The 19,340-nt window shown below is 45.3% G+C and carries 21 protein-coding genes; 1 reads left to right on the top strand and 20 read right to left on the bottom strand.

The features are described from left to right. Window positions 1-72: 72 nt before the first annotated feature. The 14 genes from REC12_RS04250 to pth all read right to left on the bottom strand — a co-directional run bounded on the left by REC12_RS04250 (window position 73) and on the right by pth (window position 13,072). A complete protein-coding gene (locus REC12_RS04250; RefSeq protein ID WP_308892566.1) occupies window positions 73-2,172 on the bottom strand; it encodes a SpoIIE family protein phosphatase in 2,100 nt (699 codons plus the stop codon). A gap of 203 nt (window positions 2,173-2,375) precedes the next feature. After that, window positions 2,376-2,765, bottom strand: coding sequence for a S1 RNA-binding domain-containing protein (locus REC12_RS04245; protein ID WP_308892565.1), 390 nt, complete (start codon window positions 2,763-2,765; stop codon window positions 2,376-2,378). Window positions 2,766-2,867: 102 nt separating this feature from the next. Then, a complete protein-coding gene (locus tag REC12_RS04240; RefSeq protein ID WP_308892564.1) occupies window positions 2,868-3,173 on the bottom strand; it encodes an FtsB family cell division protein in 306 nt (101 codons plus the stop codon). Further along, on the bottom strand, window positions 3,148-3,390 hold the full coding sequence (locus REC12_RS04235) for a sigma factor-like helix-turn-helix DNA-binding protein (protein ID WP_308892563.1): 243 nt from the start codon (window positions 3,388-3,390) through the stop codon (window positions 3,148-3,150). Before REC12_RS04235 ends, REC12_RS04240 begins: the two co-directional genes overlap by 26 nt. Before the next feature lie 147 nt (window positions 3,391-3,537). Continuing rightward, window positions 3,538-4,044 carry a spore cortex biosynthesis protein YabQ gene (yabQ, locus tag REC12_RS04230; RefSeq protein WP_374214169.1) on the bottom strand — a complete coding sequence of 169 codons (507 nt, stop codon included), beginning with the start codon at window positions 4,042-4,044 and terminating at the stop codon, window positions 3,538-3,540. Window positions 4,045-4,082: 38 nt separating this feature from the next. Continuing rightward, the gene (gene yabP / locus REC12_RS04225; RefSeq protein ID WP_308892562.1) at window positions 4,083-4,361 is read right to left on the bottom strand and encodes a sporulation protein YabP; all 279 of its coding nucleotides are present in this window, start codon (window positions 4,359-4,361) and stop codon (window positions 4,083-4,085) included. A 187-nt stretch (window positions 4,362-4,548) separates the two neighbouring features. Further along, window positions 4,549-4,815, bottom strand: coding sequence for an RNA-binding S4 domain-containing protein (locus tag REC12_RS04220; protein ID WP_308892561.1), 267 nt, complete (start codon window positions 4,813-4,815; stop codon window positions 4,549-4,551). 104 nt (window positions 4,816-4,919) lie between these two features. Next, window positions 4,920-5,195, bottom strand: coding sequence for a non-specific DNA-binding protein Hbs (hbs, locus tag REC12_RS04215; protein ID WP_308892560.1), 276 nt, complete (start codon window positions 5,193-5,195; stop codon window positions 4,920-4,922). An 83-nt stretch (window positions 5,196-5,278) separates the two neighbouring features. Then, a complete protein-coding gene (yabN, locus tag REC12_RS04210; RefSeq protein ID WP_308892559.1) occupies window positions 5,279-6,736 on the bottom strand; it encodes a bifunctional methyltransferase/pyrophosphohydrolase YabN in 1,458 nt (485 codons plus the stop codon). A gap of 124 nt (window positions 6,737-6,860) precedes the next feature. Next, window positions 6,861-7,427: a stage V sporulation protein T gene (spoVT, locus tag REC12_RS04205; protein WP_308892558.1), complete on the bottom strand. Its 567-nt coding sequence runs from the start codon at window positions 7,425-7,427 to the stop codon at window positions 6,861-6,863. A gap of 158 nt (window positions 7,428-7,585) precedes the next feature. Beyond that, window positions 7,586-8,554, bottom strand: coding sequence for a peptidyl-prolyl cis-trans isomerase (locus REC12_RS04200; RefSeq protein ID WP_308892557.1), 969 nt, complete (start codon window positions 8,552-8,554; stop codon window positions 7,586-7,588). 37 nt (window positions 8,555-8,591) lie between these two features. After that, on the bottom strand, window positions 8,592-12,122 hold the full coding sequence (gene mfd, locus REC12_RS04195; protein ID WP_308892556.1) for a transcription-repair coupling factor: 3,531 nt from the start codon (window positions 12,120-12,122) through the stop codon (window positions 8,592-8,594). 159 nt (window positions 12,123-12,281) lie between these two features. Continuing rightward, window positions 12,282-12,458, bottom strand: coding sequence for a hypothetical protein (locus tag REC12_RS04190; protein ID WP_308892555.1), 177 nt, complete (start codon window positions 12,456-12,458; stop codon window positions 12,282-12,284). A 56-nt stretch (window positions 12,459-12,514) separates the two neighbouring features. Beyond that, window positions 12,515-13,072 carry an aminoacyl-tRNA hydrolase gene (gene pth, locus REC12_RS04185; RefSeq protein WP_308892554.1) on the bottom strand — a complete coding sequence of 186 codons (558 nt, stop codon included), beginning with the start codon at window positions 13,070-13,072 and terminating at the stop codon, window positions 12,515-12,517. A 92-nt stretch (window positions 13,073-13,164) separates the two neighbouring features. Here pth and REC12_RS04180 point away from each other — a divergent pair, with 92 nt between their 5' ends. Next, complete coding sequence (locus REC12_RS04180) at window positions 13,165-13,905, top strand: PRC-barrel domain-containing protein (RefSeq protein ID WP_308892553.1); 741 nt, start codon at window positions 13,165-13,167, stop codon at window positions 13,903-13,905. Between the two features lie 16 nt (window positions 13,906-13,921). Here the strand turns inward: REC12_RS04180 and REC12_RS04175 are convergent, their stop codons facing one another. From REC12_RS04175 to ispE, 6 genes are all read right to left on the bottom strand, one after another. Next, window positions 13,922-14,863, bottom strand: a complete 942-nt coding sequence (locus tag REC12_RS04175; RefSeq protein WP_308892552.1) for a ribose-phosphate diphosphokinase — start codon at window positions 14,861-14,863, stop codon at window positions 13,922-13,924. 2 nt (window positions 14,864-14,865) lie between these two features. After that, a complete protein-coding gene (gene glmU, locus REC12_RS04170; protein ID WP_308892551.1) occupies window positions 14,866-16,239 on the bottom strand; it encodes a bifunctional UDP-N-acetylglucosamine diphosphorylase/glucosamine-1-phosphate N-acetyltransferase GlmU in 1,374 nt (457 codons plus the stop codon). Between the two features lie 226 nt (window positions 16,240-16,465). Continuing rightward, on the bottom strand, window positions 16,466-16,720 hold the full coding sequence (gene spoVG, locus REC12_RS04165; RefSeq protein WP_014825186.1) for a septation regulator SpoVG: 255 nt from the start codon (window positions 16,718-16,720) through the stop codon (window positions 16,466-16,468). Window positions 16,721-16,834: 114 nt separating this feature from the next. Beyond that, the gene (purR, locus tag REC12_RS04160; protein ID WP_308892550.1) at window positions 16,835-17,665 is read right to left on the bottom strand and encodes a pur operon repressor; all 831 of its coding nucleotides are present in this window, start codon (window positions 17,663-17,665) and stop codon (window positions 16,835-16,837) included. 5 nt (window positions 17,666-17,670) lie between these two features. After that, window positions 17,671-18,363, bottom strand: a complete 693-nt coding sequence (locus tag REC12_RS04155; protein WP_308892549.1) for a GntR family transcriptional regulator — start codon at window positions 18,361-18,363, stop codon at window positions 17,671-17,673. Window positions 18,364-18,386: 23 nt separating this feature from the next. Continuing rightward, complete coding sequence (gene ispE / locus REC12_RS04150) at window positions 18,387-19,247, bottom strand: 4-(cytidine 5'-diphospho)-2-C-methyl-D-erythritol kinase (protein ID WP_308892548.1); 861 nt, start codon at window positions 19,245-19,247, stop codon at window positions 18,387-18,389. Window positions 19,248-19,340: the final 93 nt, after the last annotated feature.

The following is a 19,340-nucleotide window of genomic DNA, read 5'->3' as shown; positions in this document are numbered from 1 at the left end:
TAATAGTTTGATTCGACACACATTTCAGATTTCCTGCCGTTTAGATAATTTATCAGCGAACTAAAATAACTTTCATTCGTTCCAATAATTTTTCCGTATTACAAGGATGATTCCATCATCCTCTAAAGTACCGCCGGACAGCCGATAAACTTCAGAACTTATTAGATCGGCCAGTTCCTGGGATTTGGAATACTCTAATTGTTCTAAAAATCTCCCAATCCAGTCTCCTTCTTCTTTTAAAACATCTTGTACTCCATCAGTCAGCAAAACCAGAGTTTCTCCGTTCTTCATCTCTTCGTCAAGCATCGGAATATCCACCTGATTTAGAATACCCACCGGAAGACTCGATGAGGTGAGAGTCTTTACCCCTTCAGCCGTAATCAAATAAGAAGAGGCGGCCCCAACTTTGATTAATTTTAAATTCGCAGACTCTAAATCAAGAATTGCCATATCAATGGTCACAAAGCTTTCTTCAGGAGAACGCAAAACCAAGATTGAATTTAAGGCCTGTATGGAACCGACCGGATCAAATCCTGTAGTCAGCAGCTGCTCCAAAAGAGTCAAGGCTGTTGCACTCATCTTGGCCGCACTTTCCCCCACACCCATCCCGTCACTTAAAATAAACGCGTGCTGAGTCGACGAGAAGGCAATTGAGGCGTAGTTATCCCCACTCATCCCATTTCCGGATTTGGTAAATGTGGCAACTCCCACATCTAAAAAATTGCGGCGACGGCGTGCTAAGCTCGAAGGTTTTACAACTTCCCAGTTGTGCTGAGTGTGAAGTTCCTTGGCCAGATTACCAATGACTTGGGAGACATTAAGGAATTGCCGGGACAAAGCCTCCTGGTTGAGAACTAAACGCCGTCGCCAGGTTTCCTGATTCTTCTCTTGTTCAAGGATAAACTGCACTCCCAATAGCATTTCCTTCAAGCGGCCGCAGTGCCGTTTCCACTCAACTGGCAAAGCCTGTAACTTCACATCCGGCTCATTTTCGACCAGTCTGAAAAGCTCGAAAAAAATATGATAGGTTTTGTAAAATTCCCGGTTCCAACAGGTATCGACTGTCGGACAGGTATGGCATACCCGTTCCACCAGAACATTCATCAGTTCCGGGACCTCCTGCCGCGCCTCAAAGGACTCAGCCTCTGCCGCCTGATAACTTAAAGCAATCTGATCAAAGATTTCGGCCAAGGCCTTTACTTTGGAAACGGTTGTTTCCACTACCGGTATGGCTTTGGGCTTTAAAAAATTTTTCTGGGGAGTGATACCTGGCCAGAGAAGAAACAACAATAAGCCAACAACCGAAGAGATAAGCTGGGAATAAACGTCTTGCTGACGCAAAAAAACGGTCAACATTAACATCACGGCTATAAAAGCGGTTCCAATACCTATTTTCCCCAAACGACGAAAAGCGCCGGTACAAAAGCCTGCGAGTCCATAAATACCAGCTGCCATTAGGTTTTCGTTGTTTATGGCTAACTGAGGTAAAAAGCCAAGAATTGCCCCTACTCCTGCCGAAGTACCGGCTCCATATCGTTCAGATACAAAGAGGGTGAAAAAGCTCAACAGGACGATCGAAAAGTTTATCTCCCTTATTTGGACACCTTGAAGCCCGCTAATGATCCCAATAAGAATCAGCAGCCAGGCTATCCCCTGTTCACGTTGAAATTCTCCCTTCCAAATTGCCTCTTTATGCCCCAGAGCAAACCAAATAATAATTCCAACCCCCCCTGCCAAAATACTTTGGAGAGCTACCAAAAAAAAGGCATAGGGATCAGGCTCGGACAAACTGATGGCCAGAGAAGAGACTACTGCCACCATCAGTCCAGTAAAGATTACTAAATAAATTCCTTCATGCTTTTTCCTGCGAATAAAGGGTAAAAACACAGACAGAGCAGCTAAAATTACAGTTACTTGAATTACAAAGGATAATTCGTTCAACGATCTTACGCCCAGTGAAATCGTTCCCAGGACAACCCCTAATAAGCCAAAAGAAAATCCGCGTTCACCATTTAAGATCAGAGCTGCTCCAAGAGCGACTCCAAAAGGATGGAGACCTAATATGGTACCCCGAGCTAAAAAACCTCCTAATATCAGGGGAAAGAACGTATTCTCCATCGAAACCCTGCTGCGCAGGCTTTGGTCTGCTTTTAACGTTGCCCATTCAGCCACAATATCACCTCTTACCTTTTTATGGTAACATTATAGCTTAACAGGATAGCAAAGCTTGTCTAGTAAGGTCATTTATGCGCAACAACTTTCGACGCCATTCATTTTATATCTCTGTAGGGCGCCGTCATCAGCCTATGATCTTTTAAATGTACCGGCATTTTCAAAAAATGGGCATAAAAAAAACCGCCTTAGGGCGGTTTTTTTTAATATCTGCTTGAGCCTCTTCCTCCACGTTTAGAATCTGTAGCCCGACGGAACTCTGTTTGACGCTCATCACTGTCTTTTATAAACTTGGCCAATTTATCTTCAAAGGAGACAGTTGGTGGAACCCGACGTTCACGGCTCGTATTGCGAACAGTAGGATTTGCCTGTTTAATAGAGAGTCCGATCTTTCCCTTTTCATCGACGTGAATAACCTTTACCTTAACATGATCCTGCTCCTTTAAATAATCTCGAACATCCTTGACATAGGCATCAGCAACTTCTGAGATATGTACAAGTCCGGTTACCCTATCCGGCAATTCGATAAATGCTCCAAAGTTCGTGATCCCAGTCACGACTCCTTCAACAATACTGCCAACGTCAATGGCCATACGAAGTAAACTCCTCCTTGTGATGATGATCTATCTATACATAGTTATATTATATGCAGTAAATTTCGTGCCTGTCAAGGTTTAATAAGACATTGTCTCGTACTAATTCTTGGGAGAAATAAGAATTTCTCCATGCTTAACAAGTCCCAACTGTTCACGGGCCAATTGTTCAATATAGCTGGGCGTATTAAGTTGAGCAATTTCCTCATGCAAGGACTTCTGTTGTTGCAATAGGGTTTCTTTTTCTTGATTCAATTGAGCCAGCTGCTGTTCAACTGAGACGTGGAGCTTCCATAGCTGCCAAGCAGAACTGCCAGCCCCTGCAAACACAAGACCAAGAACGAAGATGACACCGGGACGAAACCTTAACCGCTGTTTTGATTTAATCTTCTGATGAGATTTCTTCATCCCATTCCTCTCCCCCTAAACCAAGTTCTCCACTTGGAATGATACATACAATCTCGTACCCTTTACTTCTGGCACGATTTAACAAAGTAGCTACAGAGCTTGTACTCAGCTTAAGCTGCTTAGCGATGGTTTCTAAAGACTTTCCGCTTTCCTTAAGAATTACTGCCTGACGTTCCCGGAAGCTGAGTTTTTCCAAACCTCTAATCTCAATTTGCACTATGGCACACCCTTGCTCAGTAGTTATACACAACCTGTGTATAACTCTGTGGACAAAATATGGACAATTTATCTACAAAGACTCTACAAACAGTTATGACATCATTATAGCTACTCCCCCAAAGGTAATCAACCCCTTTTGTAAATTTTACCCATTGGTCCTAGGCGGCCAGCGTTGTCTCAACCATTCCTTTACACTAGCCTTCAGCCTGGAAATCGGTCTATAGACAACATGTTCTCCAAGGCGATAAAGAAGTAAACTCAACCAGCGCAAAATTGCGTAAGGCGGCCGCATCAGAAGGACAAGTCCCCGTATGGGAATTAGAATCCCTCGATAAAACAGTTTTAAGAGATTTGTAATCAATTGATACAGCTCAAAATAACATCGTATTAAATAACGGCTAAAAAACTTCAGATAAAGTATCAAGCCTAACAAACTGCCCCAGATATTATAAAAGCGAAAGGCAAGGGCATTGGCCCTGGCGAAAAGGCGATACAAAATAAACATTGCTATGAGCGAAAAGAGGATATCTCCGCCAAACGTTACAACCGGCCCCCACCCTTGCCAGCGTCTAAACGTTCGAAAAAAATCAAAGACTATTCCAACCATCACTCCCGCGGCAATAACCCAAAAAAATGTTACGAATTCTGAGATTGTTCTTCCTCCTTTCTTTAACTTAAGCTTTATTAATATTAACGGAAAATTCGCTGCATTAAACCCTGGCGAGAGCTCCCGCCTGCACGGCGATGGTAAATAAGCGCACTCACATATCCTTCGATGTCGACCATGCTTTCTTCAAGGTTGAGTTGTTTAATCCCTAGCTGTTCTCCCTTGATGCTTAGGATTCCAAGTTCTGTTTCGAGAATAATCTCCTTCGGATCAAAAGATTGAACCTTTTGGACCCCGGTGAGTGCAATCGTTTCTCGGTTTTCCATGACAAGGCGATGTCCTTTGCCAACTTTGTCCACCATGCCCTATCCCTCCAAAACATAATTCTTCTTAAACCCTATTCAGGCAGCCTATTCTTTAGACATTCGAAAAGTCCAATATGAAGAAAAGTTGCCTAATCTTCCTGAAACCAAGGAAGACGAGAGGAGCTTGCAAAAACTATTAACGAGATTGTACTTCCCGACATTAAAAACGAAAGACAGAGTCTTTTCAATCAGACTCTGTCTTTCGTTCATCTCTAATTAATTCATAGAGGGTTTGAGCTTCATTAGCCTTTATGCTATTAGGTGTTGCTAAGACTTTTACTTCGACAATGCGGTTCGCCATTTCCAGAATAATTCGGTCCCCCACTTTGACTTCCGCTGAGGGCTTAACAATTCGGCCATTGATGCTAATCTTCTCTCCCACACAGACATCTTTGGCTACTGTGCGTCGTTTGATCAAACGAGATACCTTTAAGTACTTGTCAATACGCATAGTTTACTGTCGCTAATCCTCCCTTTTGGCTGCTGGAACGATAATTTGTATAAAAATCAGGTCCCAGAAAACCCGGAACCTGACTTTTCACAAAGTCCAAAGCCTTACTTTTGGACTGCGTCCTTTAGAGCTTTCCCTGCCTTGAAACCCGGAACTCTAGCGGCAGGAATTGTAATTGTTTCTTTCGTTTGGGGGTTTCTTCCCGTTCTTTCGGCACGCTCTTTGACATCAAACGTACCAAAGCCCACCAATTGGACCTTTTCATTTTGTGCCAAGGACTCTTCAATTGTGGCGAAAACGGCACTTACGGCCTTTTCTGCGTCCTTCTTGGACATTTCCGCCTTCTCAGCAACTGCACTAACTAACTCAGCCTTATTCAAAATAGTCCCTCCTAAATAACAGATCTTATCTCGTAAACTATATTTCGCGATAAAAAATCAATCTCCTGCTTATTCAGCTAATATTACATGAATTTGCCACCTTTTTCTTGAGACTTTGCCATTTCCCAAAACACGTCCATCTCCTGGAGTGATAGTCTTGCGAACTCTCGACCTCCCTCGCGGCTTAGTTCCACCATTTTGAGAAAACGTACTTGGAACTTATGTACAGCGTCCCTTAGAGCTTCTTCGGCATCCAGTTTAAGAAATCTTGATACGTTGACAACCGCGAACAACAAATCCCCTAATTCCTCACGAATGCCTACCCCAGTCTTTGTGGCAGCCTGTAATTCGAGCAGTTCTTCCTGAACCTTGCGGTAAGGCCCTTCAACATCAGCCCAGTCGAACCCTACTCCAGCCGCTTTGCGTTGTGTTGACGAAGCCAACATAAGAGCCGGCAACTCCCTAGGATCGTTAAAAAAGGCTCTGTCCTCGCTTCTGTCAGCTTTCTCCTTTTGCTTGATCTTATCCCAGGCCTGAATCACATCATCTGCCGTTTCGGCCTTTTCCTCCCCAAAAACGTGGGGATGCCTGCGAATCAGCTTTTGGATAATCCCTTGCAAAACATCCTGACTTTGAAATTCTCCATCCTCCGCAGCGATTTGAGCATGAAATACAACTTGTAATAATAAGTCTCCCAACTCTTCACACAAATTATACATATCTTGTTTCTCGATTGCTTCTAATACTTCATAGCTTTCTTCGATCAAACAAGGCTTCAATGTCTGATGTGTCTGCTCACGGTCCCAGGCACACCCATCCGGAGAACGCAATACGGCCATCACCTGAACCAACTTTGACCAAGAGATAACCTCGGAACACGGCGGAAGAACAATGGTTGAGAGATGATCAAAAGTACCGTGATCCATCTCATAAAGCGGCAGCTTGTCCACCCGCTCATCTGAGGTACCCAGGGCTTGAACCACAAACACATCCGCATCATCAGGATATGAAGTCATCAGGTCAAGCTTAACTTCGGAAGCAATTAATTGATTATAAACCTGGGGAATAATCAGCCACTCCAGCCCGGATAATTCTGCGTTTCGGAGAGCGTCATAATTGCGGATAAGCACTCCCTCAATCGGGTCAAATTTTAGTACTCGGAAAATCTCATCCACAAAACTCATGGCCGGATGGACGATCACCTCATAGTCCTGCTCCAATTTTTCACAGATAAGTTGAATTGTCTTTTCCGCAACCATAGGGTGCCCTGGAACAGCATAAACGACTTCTGAACTCTTCAGCAGCTCTGTTCTCAAGTGTTCCACAATTTGCTGATACACTTCTTCGAAAGAAGACTTTGTGCTATAGACCTCATCAAATGATTCTACCTGAACCCCTTCGGCAATCAATTCTTGAACACAGGGATGCTGAGATGTTCTCACAAAGACTCTCTTAGCTTTACAGAGACGCCGGTAGTTTCCCACAGTTAGTTGTTCAAGCCCCGAGGGACCTAGTCCGATAACATGAAGACACGAGGACATTTTTTCACCTCCTTAAGCTAGTTTAGCATAAAGTAAAATAAAGCGGGAGTACCGCTTTATTTCATTTGCCAGAAAGTATGAACCAACCAACGTTTATGACCTGCCGGAGGCATCGGGGCTAACCCTATTGTTCCATCTGTTTGGCTAAGAATACAGCCGCAGTCTCGACCAGCTTGACCTCCAAGTCCCCCATTTTCACCGTAGGCTCTTTAGAAATGATCATAACGGCACCGATAGGATCTCCTTGAGAAATTATCGGTGCAATGACCTCACAGGTGGTTTTCGCTTTATCCTCTTCGTCATTGTCACTGCTTTTCGGCAAATTGTTCTCACCGGTACCGTTAATCCCGATTTGAATCGTTCTCCGTTCTTCCATAGCCTGTTCCACGGAGTGCCCTATGGGCTTATTTAAATATTCCTTCTTCGAAGCTCCAGCAACGGCTATGATTGTATCCCGATCCGAGATGCAGGTTATATGACCTGTAGCTTCAAAAAGCGAATCAGCATATTCTTTGGCGAATTCCCCCAACTCTCGAATGGGAGAATATTTCTTAAGTATAACCTCCCCTTCGCGATCTACAAAAATCTCTAACGGATCTCCTTCCCGGATACGAAGAGTCCGACGAATTTCCTTCGGAATAACGACACGACCAAGGTCATCAATTCTTCTCACAATACCTGTTGCTTTCATAGGCGCACATTCCTCCTTTGTTCCCGAAAACTCATTACATCCTTTTCTCTTGCTATTTAAATCAATGATAGTATATATCTAGAGATTGCCAATTATTCATTATTTTCCAAGGCAAAACAAAAGAAGGCAATAAATTTTGCCTTCTTGGAAATTAACAATTAACTTGCGGGCTGATAGGCTTTAGCATACTCAATCTTAGCGTTTTTACGCAAATTGTCAAAATAGGTCTGAAACTTGGCATCTTTGGCATCATTAAGAGCATCCTGGGCTACCTGGGCCTTTACACTTTCAAAATCCGGTGTGCTGGCAGGCGTGTGTGCCTGAACGTAAATGACATGGTATCCAAACTGCGTCTTCACCGGAGTTGTTGAAAAGGTCCCCACTTTTTGGGCAAAGGCAGCAGTTTCAAATTCCTGGACCATTTTCCCTTTGGTAAACGTGCCCAAATCTCCGCCGGAATCTTTTGCTCCCGGTTCGATCGATTTTTCTTTGGCAATTTGTTCAAACAAGGGAAGAATTTCTTGTTTATTTTTCTCTGCGGTTTGAAGCTGGGCAATGACCGCCTTAGCTTCGTCTTCCGTTTTAAGCAGTATATGATGGGCAGTGACACTTTCAGGCTGACCGTAGTTGGCTTTGTTTTTGTCAAAGTATGCCTTAACCTCACTGTCTGAAGGTTGTTTGACATCTTGGGTTTCTTTCGTATAGACGGCTAAAAAATTCTTTAATTCCGGTTCTGTCATCCCTTGTTGGCTTAGAGTATTTTGGAACTGGGTATCCGTACCCATATTTTTCTTGACAGCATCTTCCTGAGATTTTATAGAAGCATCATCCGTTTTCAGCTTAAGGTTCTTAACCTCTTGGGCCAGAAGCTTGCCTTCAATCATGCGGTCAAGTATTTGGCTTTTGAGCTGGGTCAGAGCTTGCTTACCTTGATCCGTGTCAAACTTCATCCCCTGAGTCTCATAGAGTTTTTGGGCCGCCGTCACACGATCATCATAATCCTTGATTAATATTGAGTCTCCATTGACCTTAGCCGCCCATTTGCCATCCACCAGCGAGGAACAGCCCATGGTTACAAGCATTAGCATAAGAACGCCCATTAATATCCCTATCCGGGACTTTTTCATTATGACACACCCTTTCAATTCACCTTAGTCCAGTATATCAAGGAGTTGTCCGCGAAGCAATATTACCAAAAATAACAAGCACGCGTCTTACTGCCCCAATTACTTCTTCTTGATCAAGGGTTCGGACACGAATCCTGCATTCCAAATTCCCGTTAGGCATGGTTTTAAAAGATAAAGGCAGGGGAGAGGCAGACGCTACGGCCATTAAACGCTCACCGCTAATTCCAAGGTCCGCTCCGAAACGAAGGCTTACATTTTGCTTTTCTTGTCGGATTAATTCCAGATGAATTGAGCTGGCCAGCAACTTGATCCTGATAATTTCAATGAGGTGTTCAACTTCCCGGGGCGGAGTTCCAAAGCGATCTACTAATTCGTCAACCATCTCTTCAAGCCCCGCTTCATTCCCCACCATTGCTAAGCGTTGGTACAAAGAAGCCTTAGTCTGCTTATCCGCCACGTAAGAATCCGGCAAGAAGGCATCCACTTGAAGCTCTATACTGGGCTCTTCGACCTCCTCAACCTTCTCTCCCCGCAATTCCTGAACAGCCTCTTTGAGCATCTGGCTGTAAAGTTCGAAGCCAACGGCTGCTAAATGTCCGTGCTGCTGAGCACCGATTAAATTTCCCGCGCCACGAATTTCCAAATCCCGCATAGCAATTTTAAAGCCCGCGCCAAATTCCGTAAATTCGCGAATGGCAGCCAAGCGTTTTTCGGCAACTTCCGTAAGAACCTTTTGCGGCTTATATAACAGATAGGCAAAGGCTTTGCGATTAGACCGCCCCACCCGACCGCGCAATTGATAAAGCTGAGATAAGCCCATTCTATCCGCTTCATCGATAATCAGAGTGTTGACATTCGGCATATCCAAGCCTGTCTCAATAATCGTTGTAGATATTAAGACATCTGTCTCTTGTTCCAGAAAATCAAGCATGACGCGTTCCAGCATAGTTTCACGCATCTGCCCGTGAGCCACTCCCAAACGCGCCTCAGGAACCAGTTGGCTTAAGAAATTCGTGACTTTGTCCATATCCTCAATGCGATTATGGACATAAAACACTTGGCCTCCGCGTTGAATTTCGCGGCGTATGGCATCTCTAACCACATCGGGACGAAATTCCGTAACATAGGTTTGAACCGGATATCTTCCTTCCGGCGGAGTCTCTATCACGCTCATATCCCGAACTCCCACCAAAGACATATGCAGAGTTCTGGGAATGGGGGTCGCTGACAACGTCAGAACATCAACATTTCCTTTCAAAGTCTTGAGCTTTTCTTTATGGGCAACTCCAAAGCGCTGCTCCTCATCGATGATCAGTAATCCTAAATCTTTAAATTTAACGGCTTCAGCCAGAATACGGTGGGTACCTACAATAACATCAATCCTGCCTTCTTTAAGACCCTGGATGATTTCCTTTTGTTCCTTAGGCGAACGGAATCGGCTCAACATATCAATGGTTATCGGATAACCTGTAAATCGTTCGCGCAGGGTGTTGAAATGCTGTTGAGCCAAAATAGTCGTCGGAACTAAGAAGGCCACCTGTTTGCTGTCCATAACCGACTTAAAGACCGCTCTAAGAGCAACTTCCGTTTTTCCATACCCCACATCCCCGCAAAGCAAGCGGTCCATGGGACGAGGAAGCATCATGTCCCGTTTGACATCGACGATACACTGAAGTTGATCCTGAGTCTCAACGTAGGGGAACTTCTCTTCAAATTCGATTTGCCAAACGTTGTCCGGAGAAAAGGCATGCCCTTTAATGGCCTCACGCTGAGCATAGAGTTTCAGAAGATCAAACGCCATCTCCTTAACGGCGGAACGGGTTCTGCTCTTAACCTTATGCCAATCTGTCCCTCCGAGCTTATACAGTTTGGGCAAAGTTTCCGCAGCACTTCCCAAATATTTTTGCAGGAGATGGAGTTGGTCCAAAGGCACGTATAAGCGGTCTTCACCGGCATAGCGAATTCCAAAGTAGTCTTTGGCTATTCCCCCAACCTCCAGCCGTTCAATCCCGACAAATTGTCCAATCCCATGATGGACATGGACGACATAGTCACCCGGCTTAAGATCCGAAATAAAAACACTCTTGGTTGAGGGAGAGCTCGGTTTCTTGACGGCTACCTTACTCTCTCGTTTGTAAATCTCAGTTTCCGTAAGGATGACAAGTTTTCCGAGAGGCAATTCAAATCCTTGATCTAAAGAATAAGGATACACATAGACATGTCCCTCTTCAACAGGATCTTCGAGCTTTTTGCGATTGGCGCCAACCCCGCGGTCCTTCAACCCCTGGATTAAACGATCCGTATGTTCCTCATCCCCGACGAAAAGGGCGACGATATTTCCTGCGTTTTTAAGATGTTCGATTTCGTCAACTAACTTGCTTGTCTTTCCCATGAATCCCGTCAAAGAGCGGGCATTCAAGTTGAAAACCCGCTTGGGGGTGATTCCGGGAGCTTGTCTCAGCAAAGTTGAGAGCCCCATTAAAGGATGCTTCAACCCGTGCATTAATAAATCCTCATACCTTATAAACTGAGTCTCAGGATGGACAAATCCCTCGCCCTGTTCTAACTGCTGAGTGAATTCCAATAATCGCTCATTGGCTTGAAACTCAAGCTGTTCTTTCAAACGCATCGGCTCATCTAAAATAAGAAAATGATTTTCCGCTAAATATGAGAAAAATGGAACGAGAGGCATATTAACCAAACTCAAAAAAGGGTAAACATTTTCGTCGAGAATTCCTTGTGCCAGACCTTCCTCCAGAAAAATAACTTTATTATGCAAACGTTCCGCCGAATCTGCTCTCCCGGCTCTTTGCAGCCGGCCTGTCGCTTTACGGGCTTCCGAGCGGATTGTGAAGCGAAGCTGCTGGAGCTCCTCCTTGGTTATCACGTATTCCATAGCCGGCGAGATCAAGACTCTCTCCTGCGCTAAAATTGATTTCTGGGTTTCAAGATCAAACGTACGGATGGAGTCAACCTCGTCATCAAAAAATTCAATCCGCACAGCCTCACCATCCAGAGGAGCGATATCTAATATTCCTCCTCTCAGCGCAAACTGACCCTTTCCTTCAACTGTCTCGACACGTTCATATCCTCCGGTTGTTAAGGTCAAAAGAATGTCTGTTAAGACATACGCTTTTCCCGTTTCCAACACAAGCGTATAATCTTTCCAGCGTTGAAGCGGAAAAACGCGCCGTTCAACTGCCAGAACGGAGGCAACCACGGTACAATTCTGATCTAAAGCTAAGCGATTCAAAACACGAATTCGTTCCGCTGTCGTTTCTCTGCTCTTTCCTAAGACTTCAAAGGGCAGCCATTCTGTAGCCGGCAAATGCAAGATAGTCCTCCGAGGACACCACGTCTTTAAATCCTCAGTCCACTTTTGAGCCTGTTCCTCAGAATAGGTCAGTATCAATCCGGGTCTCGATTTCTCTAACAACTGGGAAATGAGCGCTGCCTTTTGACCACCTGTTAAATCATAAATCATTTGCGGCCATTCCCTACGTTCAAGCGACTGCTCGATTTCTCGAACGTCCAATCCCTGTCGAAGGTAATCACTGATTGTATTCAAAAAACACTCATCCTTTCGGGCGGCAAAAAAAGATGAACGTCCATGACGGGACCCCCACTTGCCTACTCCTCATACTGATTAAAGGGCATGGCGTTCACCGGCATGCCCATTTTAAACCAAACTCAATCATCCGCCCCAAACCCAAGGTTTAGAATCTCCTTAATGGAAAACACCTTTCGGCTCTGTTTCCATATCATTCAGACAACCCGGACAAAGCGTATAGGAAACATTTCCAACGATATCCATTATAGGGTCCGAGTTCGCGTTGGTCAAGTCATCAAGCTCAATCTCACCGATGATTCTGTCACAGGCCCGACACACTTTAACAACTCTCATCCCTAAATCACCTCCCTAGAAGTAGAATTGCCTCTAGGGCGAGAGGTTATACTCATTTAGCGATGGTACAAATTCATAGCCCGCTCCGTTTCTCCTTTAAGCCAGAGATTCGCCACTTTATAAGCCCGCTCTAATAAATCTTCGACTGTTGGCAGCTCACTTTCGGCAAAGGATGAAAGAACGTACTGGGCCGGGTCCCACTCTTTCGGCGGCCGCCCCACACCTAGTTTAAGCCGCCAAAACTGTTCTGTCCCCAGCTCCGTTAAAATTGACCGTATTCCATTGTGCCCTCCGGCACTCCCCTGGCTACGCAAGCGCAGTTTGCCCAAGGGCAAATCCATATCATCCTGTACTACTAAAACATCTTCAGTTGGGATTTTGTAGAAATGAACAAGTTCTTTTACAGAACGGCCACTTAAATTCATAAAAGTCTGGGGCTTCAAAAACAAAAGACGTTCTCCTTGCACCATTCCTTCTGTCCATAAACCTTGAAATTTAGTTCGGAATTGCAACCCCAGGGCCTCTGCCAGACCGTCTATCAACAGAAAGCCAATATTATGGCGGGTCTCAGCATATTGAGGTCCCGGATTGCCTAGCCCGACAATAACCTTCATTCTAAATACCCTCCCAAGCATATTCATTCCATATTCTGAATACATTCATATGGATAAGCAACGAATAATCATCACCATAAGGGGGTGAACCTATGAAACCAAGTCGAAAATTTTTATCTCTCCCCATTGTCTCTCTTCAAGAAGGGCAGCAAATAGGTTATGTAAAAAATTTAATCCTTGATGCCGGCACAAAATCTCTCGCGGCAATTATCGTAGACCCCAAAGGGTTTTTTAAGGATCAGCGCATTATACCTTATACCAAGGTTGTTAGTGTCGGTGACGACGCCATCACCATTGACAAAGAGTCCCATGTGGAAAAGACCTCCAACCTTCCCGAGCTCTTGGAATTAGTCAAAGACAAGTTAACAATCATCGGTACTAAAATGATCACTGAAAGCGGGAAAACTCTGGGAATTGCGGACGAATATTATGTCGACCCAGGATCGGGAAAAATAACCCAGATCGAAATTTCTTCCGGGAAGCTCGACGGTTTTTTAAGCGGAAAAGCCTGGATGCCTGCGGAGTATATCACAACTATTGGGCATGACGTTATTGTAACTCAAAAAGGAAGCGAAAGTGCCTTAACTGTTGCAGATAAAGGGATCAGCGAATCGTTCAAGAATTTTTTACACTCAACGTCACATCTCGCTTCAGAAACCACTCATACCCTCAGCAGCTATTTTAAAAAGCAGAAGCTCGCTAATGAGGCAGAGTCTTCCGAAGAAAAACAGCCTATTGCCTTAAGCGAACTTCAAGCCATCCCCAGCGATGAAGAAAATCCCGATGAACAAAGTCCTCCTGAAAACCCTCAAACCAAAGAACCCCTGGGGTAATACCCCAGGGGTCTCATTAACTGAAAAGTTTACTAACGGAAAGATCTTCGTGAATACGGACGATTGCTTCACCGAGAAGAGGGGCCACAGACAATACCCTAATGCGAGGGAGTGTTTTTTCCTTGCCTAAAGGAATTGTGTTCGTGACCACAAGTTCTTGGATGACTGAGTTTTCCAGACGCTCAATGGCCGGCCCCGATAAAACAGCATGGGTGCAACAGGCGTACACTTCTTTAGCTCCCCGCTCCATCAGAGCATAAGCACCTTGAGTAATCGTCCCGGCAGTATCAATGATGTCGTCAATCATAATCACCGTTTTGCCTTTTAAGTCCCCTATAACATTCATTATTTCCGAGACATTGGGTTCCGGCCGGCGTTTATCAATAATAGCAATGGAAGCACCGATTCGCTCCGCAAGATTGCGGGCTCGCGTAACCCCCCCTAAATCCGGGGAAACTACGCAGAGATTTCCCAGACCCTTTTCGCGGAAATACTCGGCCAGGATCGGAACACCCGGCAAATGATCGAGGGGTATATCGAAAAAGCCCTGGATTGCTGGGGCATGCAAATCCATTGTCACGACGCGATCCGCTCCCGCGGTTGCTATAAGATTAGCCATTAATTTTGCAGTAATTGGGTCACGGGCCTTTGACTTGCGTTCTTGCCGGGCATAGCCATAGTAGGGCATTACGGCGGTAATCCGACGTGCCGAGGCTCGACGCATGGCATCAATCAAAATGAGCAACTCCATAATGTTGTCATTTGTAGGATAACAAGTCGGTTGAACTACGTAAATATCCGAGCCCCGAACACTTTCATCAATGGCAATTGAGATTTCTCCGTCTTGGAAACGTTTAATTTTAGCCTCTCCAAGCGGGACTCCCAGATAATCCACAATTTCCTGAGCCAATGGACGATTGGCATTTCCACAGAAAATCTTAAATTCTTTCGCTGCCATGCCTATTTTTGCCCCCTATTTCTCGTTTCGCGGTGCCAATGTTCTTTTACAATTTGTTGACTCCGTTCGACCGCCAAAGCATTTGCAGGTACGTTTTTGGTAATTGTCGAGCCTGCGCCTGTCACAGCATGGTCTCCTATTTCTACGGGAGCCACTAAATTTGTATTGCTGCCTATGAAACTATAGTCCCCAATTTTCGTCGGATGTTTATTGATACCGTCATAATTACAGGTGATAGTCCCTGCACCGATATTTGCAGACTTTCCGACATGGGCATCCCCGATATAACTTAGGTGGGGAACCTTGGCCCCTGTTTCAATCCTGCTGTTCTTAATCTCTACAAAGTCACCGACTTTTACGTTCTCCTCCAGACGGGTTCCCGGTCTCAAATAAGCAAAAGGTCCAATATGACAACGGTCTCCAATATCCGCATCTTTCCCTACGGTATAAGTTACTTCAGATGAACACCCTACGTTGCAATTTTCCAAACTCGTTTGAGGCCCGATAACGGCATCTTCTTTTATGCGAGTTTTTCCCAGAAGTCGGGTGAAAGGCAAGATCGTGACATCTTGCGCCAGTTCTACTCCAGCGTCAATGAACGTTGAAGCAGGGTCAACAATTGTAACTCCGTCCGCCATCCAACGCTCAAGAATACGCCCGCGAAAAATCCCTTCAGCCTCTGCCAGCTGACTTCGGCTATTTATTCCCAGGGCTTCATGAGAATCTCCCGTGCAATACGTCAGCATCCGTTCCCCCTGCTTAAGAAAAATATCAAAGATTTCAGTCAGATAATACTCTCCTTGAGCATTTTGGGGAGTAATTTTCCTTAGAGCATCCTTAAGCGCCGGCCCCTTAAAGCAGTACGTCCCGGTGTTAATTTCCTTCACTTCCCGCTCTTCCGGTGTAGCATCTTTTTCTTCAACGATCCTGACCAGACGTTCCCCGTCTTTAAGAATGCGGCCATACCCAAACGGTTGATTCATATAGGCCGTCAATACGGTAGCACAGGCTTCCCGGTCTTCGTGCATTTTTATGAGGGCTTGCAGCGATTCAGTTTTAAGTAACGGCTGATCTCCGCTTAGGACAAGTACCGTTCCCGCATTTTCAAGATAAGGCAGAACTTGCATAACAGCATGTCCTGTACCCAGCTGCTCTGCTTGAACCACTATCTCAGCGCGTTCGTGAATTCTGGCCGCGACAACCTCACGGCCATGCCCGACAATCACTAACGGTCGTTCAATCCCAACTTGGTTGGCCACGTCCAAGACATGTTCAATGAGCGGTTTCCCGGCTAGTGAATGCATGACCTTCGGCAACTTCGATTGCATTCTTGTCCCTTTTCCGGCAGCCATGATCACCGCTACCAAATTAGGCATAGTTTTCTTCGCCTCCAGTTTAGTTTAACCTGTACTTATTTTTACATCCCAAAAGTTCTTTATTCGTCAAATATGCCCAAAATCCTTTTTTAGTACAAGGATAATATCTAAAAGAAAACTTGCTTGGCCAAGTGTCCCTGAAGGCTGTCAGAAAGTATTAACAAAGTTATCCTTTTCAAGGGTAAAAAAAGGAGACCCTTGCAAGGTCTCCTTTAAGATTAGCAAATTACATGGCTTCTTGATACGCCTTTAAAACAGCTGTTTGGATGACTTCCCGTGCCGCAGCAGAAATAGGGTGAGCGATATCACGAAATTCTCCCTCAGGTGTCTTCCGGCTAGGCATAGCAACAAAAATACCATTCATGCCTTCAACAACTTTGACATCATGCACAACAAAGGCATTATCAAAGGTCACAGAAACCACTGCCTTCATCTTTCCTTCCGTGTTAATCTTCCGAACCCGCACATCAGTAATATTCATTATGAATCACCACCCTTCCTTTGCTTTCCAGGTCTGTCCATAATGATATTCTCTGCATGGTAAAAAAATCCTGCCTGGGATTCGGGAAAATTTTGACTTGGTTGGATAATTCTTTTATAACCTTTTTAAAAACAAAGCATCGGGAACAACGGACGACCTCCCGCCGCTCAAATCGAGTTCACGCAGCTGCAAAAGGGACAAATATCCTTCCACAAGTTTAGGCTCCAAGGTTAGCTGAGCTTCAACCAATACCCCTGTGCCTACAACATCCGCCTCAAATTCCGCCATTAAATTCTTGATCCCTAAAGCAGTTCCTCCTGCTTTCATAAAATCATCGATAACCAGAACCCTGCGTTTTGAATCCAAAGCTCTGCGCGAAAGTGACATGGTTTGGATACGCCGCGAAGAACCTGAAACGTAATTGATGCTCACGGAAGAACCCTCGGTAACCTTATTGCCCGTACGTATAACTACCATGGGCAAGCCAAGAGCTTCGGCAGTCACCAGAGCCAGGGGAATTCCCTTGGTTTCTATCGTGACAACCACCTCAGGCTCTTCTTTCCTGAAAGCACTCGCAAAAATGAGGCCGAGGGGCCGAAGTATGGAGGGGTCATACAATAAATCCGTCATATACAAGAAACCACCCGCTAAAATACGCCCCTTCTCACTAAGACGTTCCGCTAACTTACTCAGAAACCGGGTTGCTTCTTCTTGGGAGATTTCAGGGATATAACGTACTCCGCCTGCTGCTCCGGAAATAGTCTCCAGTCGCCCCTGGCCGGAAAGCAGCAAACTCCCCTTGACCGCCATCAAATCTTCACTAATTGTCGATTTTGCCGTACCGAACCGTTCGGCAAATAAGGTCAGTGGAGTCAGGACATTGGGATTTGACATCAACATTTGAGTGATGGCTACCATTCGCTCTGCTCGTTTCATCTTTTCCACAATCATTAATCCGCCTTGTTGGGATCATTCTTCATTCTTAGCGTCTCAAACATAACATTCTCAGCGGTCACAATATGGGCCATCGCTAATGATTGTGCCTCCTCACTGTTGTGATTTCTTAAAGCCTCAACGATCATGCGGTGTTCTTCAATAGCATCCTTGTTCCGTCCGGGAACAGCCAGGGACGTGGAGCGAAAGCGCTGGATCTGTTCGCGCAAATTCGCCAGGATCTGAATCAAACGATCGTTGCGGCTCGCTTTATAAACGAGAGCATGGAAATCCGTATCGGACTTGACAATTTGCTCTAAGTCCATTTCACCCTCATTGGCCCGGTAAAATAGAGCCTGCTCCATTTGTTCCAGCTCTTCATCCGTGACACGTTCCGCGGCGAGACCCGCGGCCAAACCTTCTAAAGCCGAGCGAATCTCAAAAACGTCCGCCACATCCTTCAGGGAAACACCGGCAACGTAAGCACCCTTGCGCGGAATCATGACTACGAAGTTTTCCAGCTCCAGCTTCCGAATAGCTTCACGTACCGGAGTCCGGCTAACCCCCATTTCTTCCGCCAATTGAATTTCCATTAAACGTTCCCCGGGCTCAAGCACCCCGCTGAGGATAGCCTCGCGCATAGACTCAAAGACAATCTCCCTTAGCGGTTTATAGCCATCAAGTATAACCGGCATTAATCGTTTTTCCATTGATGTATCTCCTTTCATTAAACTCACATATGCCCAACTGTTTTAGTAACCCAAACATTGGCGCAGCCTTTCTTTTTCAGTTGTTCTGAGACCTTGCAGGCATGATCTCTGCTCTGAGCAATGCCAAAAACGCACGAACCGCTGCCTGACATTAAAGCTCCATAACAGGCTTCGTCCAAAAGGTATTGCTTAAGATTGGAAATCTCCGGCACCATCGTCATAGAAGCAATCTCCAAGTCATTATAAAGCAAGCCGGCGATGTGCTGCGGCGACGCCTCCCTTAAAGCTGTTTCCCAAGCCTCTTTGGAAATATATCCCTTTTCCCCATACTTATCAAACTGTCGATAAGCTTCACGCGTATTGACGCCTGCCGCCGGTTTGACCAAAACCAGGTCCATTTCCAAATTATTGGGCAATAAATCCAAATATTCTCCCCGACCGGTAGCCCACATAGTTCCGCCCTTAAGACAGAAAGCCACATCTGCGCCGCATTTTCCGGCAAGCGTTGTCAGCTCTTCCCCGCTCAAGGGGGTATCGTAAAGTTGATTTAATAAACGGAGGGTCGCTGCGGCATCGCTGCTGCCTCCTGCCAGACCTGCCTGAAGCGGAATATGTTTCTCAATCTCAATCTCTGCTCCTCCGGATAGACCCAGCTCTTTAAAAAATAATTCAGCGGCAATAAAAGCCAGGTTCCTTTGGCCACTTAAAGCTCCACAGTTGCAAATCACTGCTTCCTCAGTGCGCCTCACCCCAACAACATCATGCAAAGCGATTGATTGCATCACACTTTGGAGCTCATGATATCCGTCCTCCCTAATTCCCAAAATCGCTAAAGCAAAATTAATCTTGGCATAGGCGAACGTTGTAAGAAATGTTTGTTTCATTGGCAGAACCATCTCCGAACGTTATGAATACATTTCCTTTTATTATACATATTTTTAAGAGGGATTCCAGCACTTCTCCCGGCAAATCCTAAA

Origin of the sequence: Candidatus Desulfosporosinus nitrosoreducens, assembly GCF_030954495.1 — a bacterium.
GTDB classification, from domain to species: domain Bacteria; phylum Bacillota; class Desulfitobacteriia; order Desulfitobacteriales; family Desulfitobacteriaceae; genus Desulfosporosinus; species Desulfosporosinus nitrosoreducens.
This window is presented reverse-complemented; position numbering and strand designations above follow the sequence as displayed.